Genomic DNA, 6,462 nt, shown 5'->3' with positions numbered 1-6,462 from the left:
GGGCGGTGTTCCTGACCAACTCGGTGCCCCAGATGCCACCGCTGCTGAGGTGCTTGCGCTGCTCGGGGGTGAGCCGGTTGCCATACTCGTTGAGGTGAGCCCCTCCGGGCGCGGGGACAGCAGCAGTTCGGCCGCTTCCACGGCACTGTCCACACGGACGGCGAGCACCCCGAGCCGCCCGGAGTTGAGCCGCTCACGGCGGCCGAACCCGAAGGGGTCGTCCATGCGGTAGGCGTTGTTGCTCACCAGGATCGCCTGCGGGTCGGAGACGATGGTGCCGTCGGCGGTGGCCGTCAGCCGCGGACCGCTCTGCCGGGTGAGCAGATCCGGCAGCCGCTCCAGGGCCGCTCCCACCTTGCCCTCGCGGTAGCCGGGACTCTGGACGACCGCCCCGTACACGCCGAACGAGGCGTTGTTGACGAACGGGCGGTCGGCGGCGAACCCGAGGTCGACGCGGAGTTCGACGCCGTCGGGCAGGGCGTCGAGGCAGGTGGAGGGGTCGTCCCGGTCCAGGCCCAGGTCCATGGCGAAGTGGTTGCGCGTGCCGGCGGCGATGACGAGGAACGGCAGGCCGTGTTCCACGGCGACCGCGGCGACCAGCGCCTGGGTGCCGTCACCGCCCGCGACCCCCAGGAGGTCCGCTCCGTCGGCCACTGCGGCCTTGGCCAGGGCGGTGACGTCCTGGTGCTGGTCCGGGTCGAGCATGACGACCCGGGCGCCGAGCGCCTCGGCCTTCTCCCGCAGGTTGAACTTCTCGACCTTGCCGCCGCCCGAGCGCGGGTTGAGCAGCAGGAAGGGGCGAAGCGGCGGGGGCGTGCGGTACTCCTTGACCCGTACGGACCGCAGGCCCGTGCTGCGCAGGGCGTAGCGGCCGCTCCACACCGCCCCGCACCACAGGAGCAGGGACAGGACGACCACCCACAGCAGGTTCGCCGCGGCGAAGGCCGTGATGAGGCCGGCGGGCGCGACGACGGCCAGCGCGGCCGCCGCGATGCGGACCGCTCCCCGCCGTGACAGGACCCACCAGAGCGCGGCCGCGGTCAGGGCGAGTCCCGCGAGGCCTGCCACGAGCAGGAGCAGCCCTCGCAGACCGCCGGAGACGAGCGGCAGCAGGGCCGCCAGGGCGGCCGCGGCCAGAGCGCCCCTGGCCGCCCATCTCTGCCGGCGGTGAAACCGCTCGTCCATCGCCGATCCCATCTCGTCCCTCCGCTCGAAGGCCGGCGCGGGCCGATCCCCGAAACCGCACCCGGCCGTCACCATGGTGCTCGCCGACACGTCGGCTCCGCCACTGCCGTCCTGGATGACTCCCCCGCCGCGGACCGCGTCAGACGCGAAGATCCATCGAGGCGGAGCCATCGGTAGCGTACGCGGCCCGGCGAGCGCGGTTCCGCACGCCGGGGGCTCGATCTCAGCCATCGGCAACGGGAACTCGGTGGCGTTCGGCGCGAAGACCAGGAAGGCTCACGCGCATGGTCTCGGTACTGCAGAACGTGGCGATCGACTGTGCGGATGCCTACGCGCTGGCCCGCTTCTGGAGCGGGGTGACCGGCCGTCCCCTGCATCCGGAGGACCGGCCGGGCGACCGGGAGACCCAGGTGGTGCTCGCGGAGGGCCCGGTGCTGCACTTCAACCAGGTCCCGGAGGCCAAGATCATCAAGAACCGGATCCATCTGTGCCTGCGCCCCGAGACCTCGCGCGATCAGGAGGTGGACCGACTGCTGGGACTGGGTGCCACCTTCGTCGCCGATCACCGCAACCCGGATGGTTCGGGCTGGGCGATCCTCGCCGATCCCGAGGGCAACGAATTCTGCGTCCTGCGCAGTGAGTCCGACCGAGCCGCCATGGACCCCTGACCGCCCGGCCGGAGAAACCCCCGGTCCGCCGCCGGGAGGCCGGGTAAGCTCCCCTGCTGATCATCGGCGGACACGAACAACAGGGGGGCTCCGTGCGGGCCATGGCTACCGTGAGGACGATCGCGCTCTGCCTGCTGGCGGGCACGGCCCTGGCCGGGTGCGGAGCCGGCGGCGCCGGCGACGACAGGTCCGCCGGTGACCTCCTCGACGAGGCCAACGCGACGATGCGCAAGCTGGATTCCGTCACCGTCGACATCACCAACCGCACCACGAGCGGCGGCACCGTCACCAGCCACCTCGTGACGGACCTGGACGGCCGGTGCAGGTCCAGGACCACCTGGTCCGGCGGCGGCGTCCTGGAGCAGATCCGGCTGGGCACGACCGACTACGTCCGTCCGAACCGGGCCTACCTCCAGAAGTGGAAGAAGAAGCCGGGCGTCACCGGTGAGCAGAAGCTGTGGGTGAAGACGCCGGTGGACCCGGCCTCCTCGGGCAGCGACGGACTCACCTCCTGCGAACGGCCCTTCGACTCGTTCGGCACGGCCGAGAAGGGCGACTCCACCCGCGTCGGAGACACCAAGGCCGTCGAGGTCATCGTGACCGACAAGGCGGACAAGGAAGGGACGTACACCTTCTACATCGCCGAGGAAGGCGAGCCGTACCTGCTGAAGACGGTGTACGAGAGCGCCGCGCAGCGCACCACCACGTCGTTCAGCGGTTTCGACGAGCCGCTGGACGTGCGGGCGCCGAAGCCGGGCGAGGTGCTGAGCGCCGGGGACTGAACTCCCGTACGGCGGTGGCGCTTTCCGTTGGAATCCGGGCGTCACCCGCGCGAGTTGGGACGAATCGTCACACCAGGGCTTGACGGGGCGGAGCCGGGCTCGGCCTACTGGAAGGCGCAGCCGGCCGAGTCGGGGGTCTGATGGTGCGGCGACGTTGGGCAGCGGCAGTGGGTCTGGCGGCCTGCCTGCTGATGCTGCTGCACCTCACCACCCCCGGGCTCGCGGACGATGCGCGCTCGGCGGTGGCGGTCACGGCGGCGGACGCGACGGAGCCGGGTGCGGCCCCGAGTGCCGGGACCGAAAGGGCCGAGGAGCCCTGTCCGTGTGAAGAGGACCCGTCCGGACGGCAGTTCGCCGCGCGGACGCCGCGGACCGCGGGGACGACCGGGGTGAGCCCGGTGGTGACCGGGGCGAGAGTGCCGGGCGAGAGTGGTGCGCACCTGCGTGCGGCGGGGCCTCCCCCGTGTCCGGTGGCGGCCCGGTCCGCCCCGAGTGCCGCCCGGTTGCAGACGTTTCGCTGCTGAGTGACGGCAGTACCGACGACGGCCTGCGCTGTGCGGCCCGAGTACTGCCTGGTGCCGGTACGCGGTGATGTGCAGGCCTTCATGTGTCCCATGCCGACGACACAGGAGGCAGAGTTGCCTGGAAAGCGCGTTCTCGTCCTGAGGCCGGACGAACTCGGCCCGGACGAGACGAAGATGTGGCGGGAGATCCGGACCGAGTCCGGCGCGCCGGCGAATCCTTTTCTCGACCCGGTGTTCACCACCGCGGTGGGGCAGGTCCGGCCGCGGGCCAGAGTGGCGGTGTTGCAGGACGACGGCTCCCCGGTGGGGTTCTTTCCCTACGAGGCCGGGATGTTGGGGCGGGGCCGGGCCATCGGGCTGGGGGTGTCGGACAGTCAGGGGGCCGTGCTGCGCCCCGGGGTCCGGCTGGACGCGCGCCGGCTGTTACGGGTGTGCGGGCTGGCGTCCTGGGAGTTCGACAACCTCGAAGCCGGTCAGGAGGCGTTCGTACCGCACGCGGTCGAGGAGCTCGCCTCCCCGGTCGTCGACATCGGTGACGGTTTCGAGGCGTACGCGCGACGGCTGCGGGCGCAGTCGCCGGGCTTCCTCAGACAGACCCTGGCCAAGGAGCGCAAGCTGGCCCGGCAGGTCGGCGAGGTGCGCTTCGTGTACGACGCCCGGGATCCCGGCGCGCTGCGGGCTCTGATGGAGTGGAAGTCGGCGCAGTACCGGCGGACCGGCCGACGGGACCGGTTCGCCCAGGAGTGGATCACCCGGCTGGTGGGGCTGCTCGGGAGGAGCGAGGACCCGGAGTGCCGCGGGGTGCTGTCCGTGCTGTACGCCGCGGACCGGCCCGTGGCCGCGCACTTCGGGCTGCGGTCGCGCACGGTGCTGTCCTGGTGGTTCCCGGCGTACGACCGCGCGTACGCGAAGTACTCCCCCGGTCTCGTGCTCCACTTGAGGATGCTGGAGGCCGCGGCGGCCGACGGCGTGGAGATGCTTGATCTGGGAAGCGGTCCGGCCCGCTACAAGGAGTCGCTCAAGACGCGCGACCTGCGGGTGTACGAAGGAGCGGTGGTACGGGCGGTGCCGGGGGGAGCCGTGCACTGGCTGGGCCGGGAGCCCGCCCGGGCGGCCCGCCGCTTCGTCCGCAACCGGCCGGGCCTGGCCGCTGCCGCGGCGCGGACCCTGGAGGAAGTGGGCCGGCTGCGCGGTGGCTGAGACCGGCGCGCCCGGCTCCGGGGAGCCGGGCGCGGTGTGCGGTCCGGTCAGCCCGTGGCGCTCCAGCTGTGGGCGACGTCCACGATGACGCGGTCGTCCAGCTGCTGCACCCGGAAGGGCAGCCGGGCGCGGACGCCGAGGCCGATCTGGGTCTCTCCCTCGAAGCTGCCGGCGAACCGGGTGTCCCGGAAGGTGCGGTACCCGGTGAGGTCCACGCCCGGCAGCGGGCGCGCCACCCGGCCGGGGTACGTGGCCGCGCCGGTCTCCGGGTCGTACGCGGGCGCGACGACCCGCACCGCGAGGACGGCGCCGCCGGCCACGGGGATCTCGCGTCCCGAGCCGTCCTGGTAGAGCCGGGTGACGTACTGGACGCTGTAGCCGACGCCGCTGCCCGCGCCCGGCACGTCGACGACCATCCGGTCGAAGCAGGTGTGACGGCCGGTCCTGACGTTCGTCATGGGTGCGACGGTCGCGCCGGCATCGGTCTTGGCCAGGCTTCCCCAGCCGGTCGGACACGTCGCGGCCTTCGTGGTGGCCCGCGGGCCGGCCTCCGGTGCTGCGCCGGCCGGGACCGCCGCCACCCCCACCGTTGCGCCGACGAGCGCGAGAGTCGCGCATGCTCTTCTGATTCGTACCATTGCCGCCCCCGAGGCTTGCATGTGGCTGATGTCGGGTGAGACGGCCGGGCGGACCGAAAGGTTGCACTTGCCGCGCCGTACCGCCGGGCATGGCACATCCTGGTGGGGAGCGATTGGTGTCCGGTGCGTCCGTACCGGGAGGACGCGACATGGATGAGGCAGCCGCCGTACCGGACGGGCCGCGGTCGGCCGAGGGCCGGAGCCGGGACGGGGCTGGGAGCCGGGCCCCGGCCGGGGGCCCGGGCCGGATCGAGGATGCCCTGACGGACCCGCTGGTGGAGGCCGTGCGGGACCTCGACGGCTACGGCGGACTGGTCTACCTGCGCTCCGGCGACCGGCGCTCACTGGTGCTCGCGATGGTCACCGGCGTGCCCCGCTCGCTGCTCAAGAGCTGGTGGCGGGTGCCGGTCGGGGGTGCTCTGCCCATGGCGGAGGCGTACCGGCGCGACGAGACGCTGTGGCTGCCGGACGAGCGCGCCACCATGGTGCGCTTCCCGCACTTCACGGCCGGGCTGCCCTACTCCTTCGGCTCCGCCTACCAGCCCGTCCGGACCGGTGGTGAGACCGTCGGCGTCCTGGTCGTGCTGCGTTCGGCCAGCCGGGCGCCGATGGACGCGGAGACGGTGGACCGCGCGCTGCGCCCCGCCGAGCGGGCCATGGAGGAGCGCCTCGACCGCCTCGCCGCGCACCCGCCCGGCGCGGGCGCCGCCGCCCGCCGCGTCGAGTACGACGACGAGCCGATCAGCGCGCGGCTGCCCACCTCCGGCGCCCGTCCGGTCCGGGTGGGGCTCATCGACTGGGACCTGGACAGCGACCGCTGCACGGCGGACGACGAGGCCCTCGCCCTGCTGGGCATCGAGCGGGCGGACTACGGCGGCACCATCGCGGACGTCGAGTCCCGTGTCAGCCCGGACGACCTGCACGAACTGCGGGAGAGCCGGCACGACGCGCTGTCCGGCGGCCGGGTCAGGTCCCGGCACTTCCGGGTACGGGACACGTCCCTGGGCGAGGAGGAGACCGGCTACCGGCCGGTCGAACTGTGGGGCCATCTCGTGCACGGCGGCGCCGGCTCCCCCCGGATCCTGGTGGGCGCCCTCGTCGACGCCGCCGGCGGACTCACCGCGGCCGAGGCGGCCGAGCGACTGCCGGACGGGATCTTCTCGCTGGACCAGGACGGCCGCCTGACCTACGCCAACCGCCGCTGCGAGGAGCTGCTGGATTCCGGCCGGGAAGAGCTGTTCGGCCGCTATCCGTGGGAGGTGATCACCTGGCTCCGGGATCCCGCGTACGAGGACCGCTACCGGGCGGCGATGCTGTCGCAGGAGCCGGTGTCCTTCCTCGTCCGCCGTCCCGAGGGGAGCTGGCTGAGCTTCGTGCTGTACCCGGACGTGCACGGCCTGACCGGCCGGGTCTCGACGACCGGGCCGCCCACCGGGGCCGAACAGGGGCCGGCGGCCGGTGCCGC

Annotated in this window: 6 protein-coding genes; 4 read left to right on the top strand and 2 right to left on the bottom strand. The window is 73.1% G+C overall.

Features of this window, described 5'->3' with window-relative positions:
• The coding region (locus AB0E85_RS39535) for a diacylglycerol kinase family protein (RefSeq protein ID WP_361937600.1) at window positions 1-1,197 on the bottom strand (1,197 nt) is incomplete at its 3' end.
• A 272-nt stretch (window positions 1,198-1,469) separates the two neighbouring features.
• Here AB0E85_RS39535 and AB0E85_RS39530 point away from each other — a divergent pair.
• From AB0E85_RS39530 to AB0E85_RS39520, 3 genes are all read left to right on the top strand, one after another.
• Complete coding sequence (locus tag AB0E85_RS39530) at window positions 1,470-1,853, top strand: VOC family protein (protein WP_361937599.1); 384 nt, start codon at window positions 1,470-1,472, stop codon at window positions 1,851-1,853.
• 101 nt (window positions 1,854-1,954) lie between these two features.
• Window positions 1,955-2,635 (top strand): hypothetical protein, encoded by a 681-nt coding sequence (locus AB0E85_RS39525; RefSeq protein ID WP_361937598.1) that lies wholly within the window; start codon window positions 1,955-1,957, stop codon window positions 2,633-2,635.
• 614 nt (window positions 2,636-3,249) lie between these two features.
• Window positions 3,250-4,359 (top strand): GNAT family N-acetyltransferase, encoded by a 1,110-nt coding sequence (locus AB0E85_RS39520; protein WP_361937597.1) that lies wholly within the window; start codon window positions 3,250-3,252, stop codon window positions 4,357-4,359.
• 47 nt (window positions 4,360-4,406) lie between these two features.
• On the opposite strand, the gene AB0E85_RS39515 is transcribed toward AB0E85_RS39520, so the two are convergent.
• On the bottom strand, window positions 4,407-4,997 hold the full coding sequence (locus tag AB0E85_RS39515; RefSeq protein WP_361937596.1) for a hypothetical protein: 591 nt from the start codon (window positions 4,995-4,997) through the stop codon (window positions 4,407-4,409).
• Window positions 4,998-5,146: 149 nt separating this feature from the next.
• On the opposite strand from AB0E85_RS39515, the gene AB0E85_RS39510 reads away from it, so the two are divergent.
• Window positions 5,147-6,462, top strand: a 1,316-nt coding sequence (locus AB0E85_RS39510; RefSeq protein WP_361937595.1) for a PAS domain-containing protein, incomplete at its 3' end; no start/stop codon positions are given.

The organism is Streptomyces sp. NPDC029044 (assembly GCF_040637495.1).
GTDB lineage: Bacteria > Actinomycetota > Actinomycetes > Streptomycetales > Streptomycetaceae > Streptomyces.
Note: the sequence above shows the minus strand (reverse complement) of the source record. Positions and strands in the feature narration are given on the sequence as shown.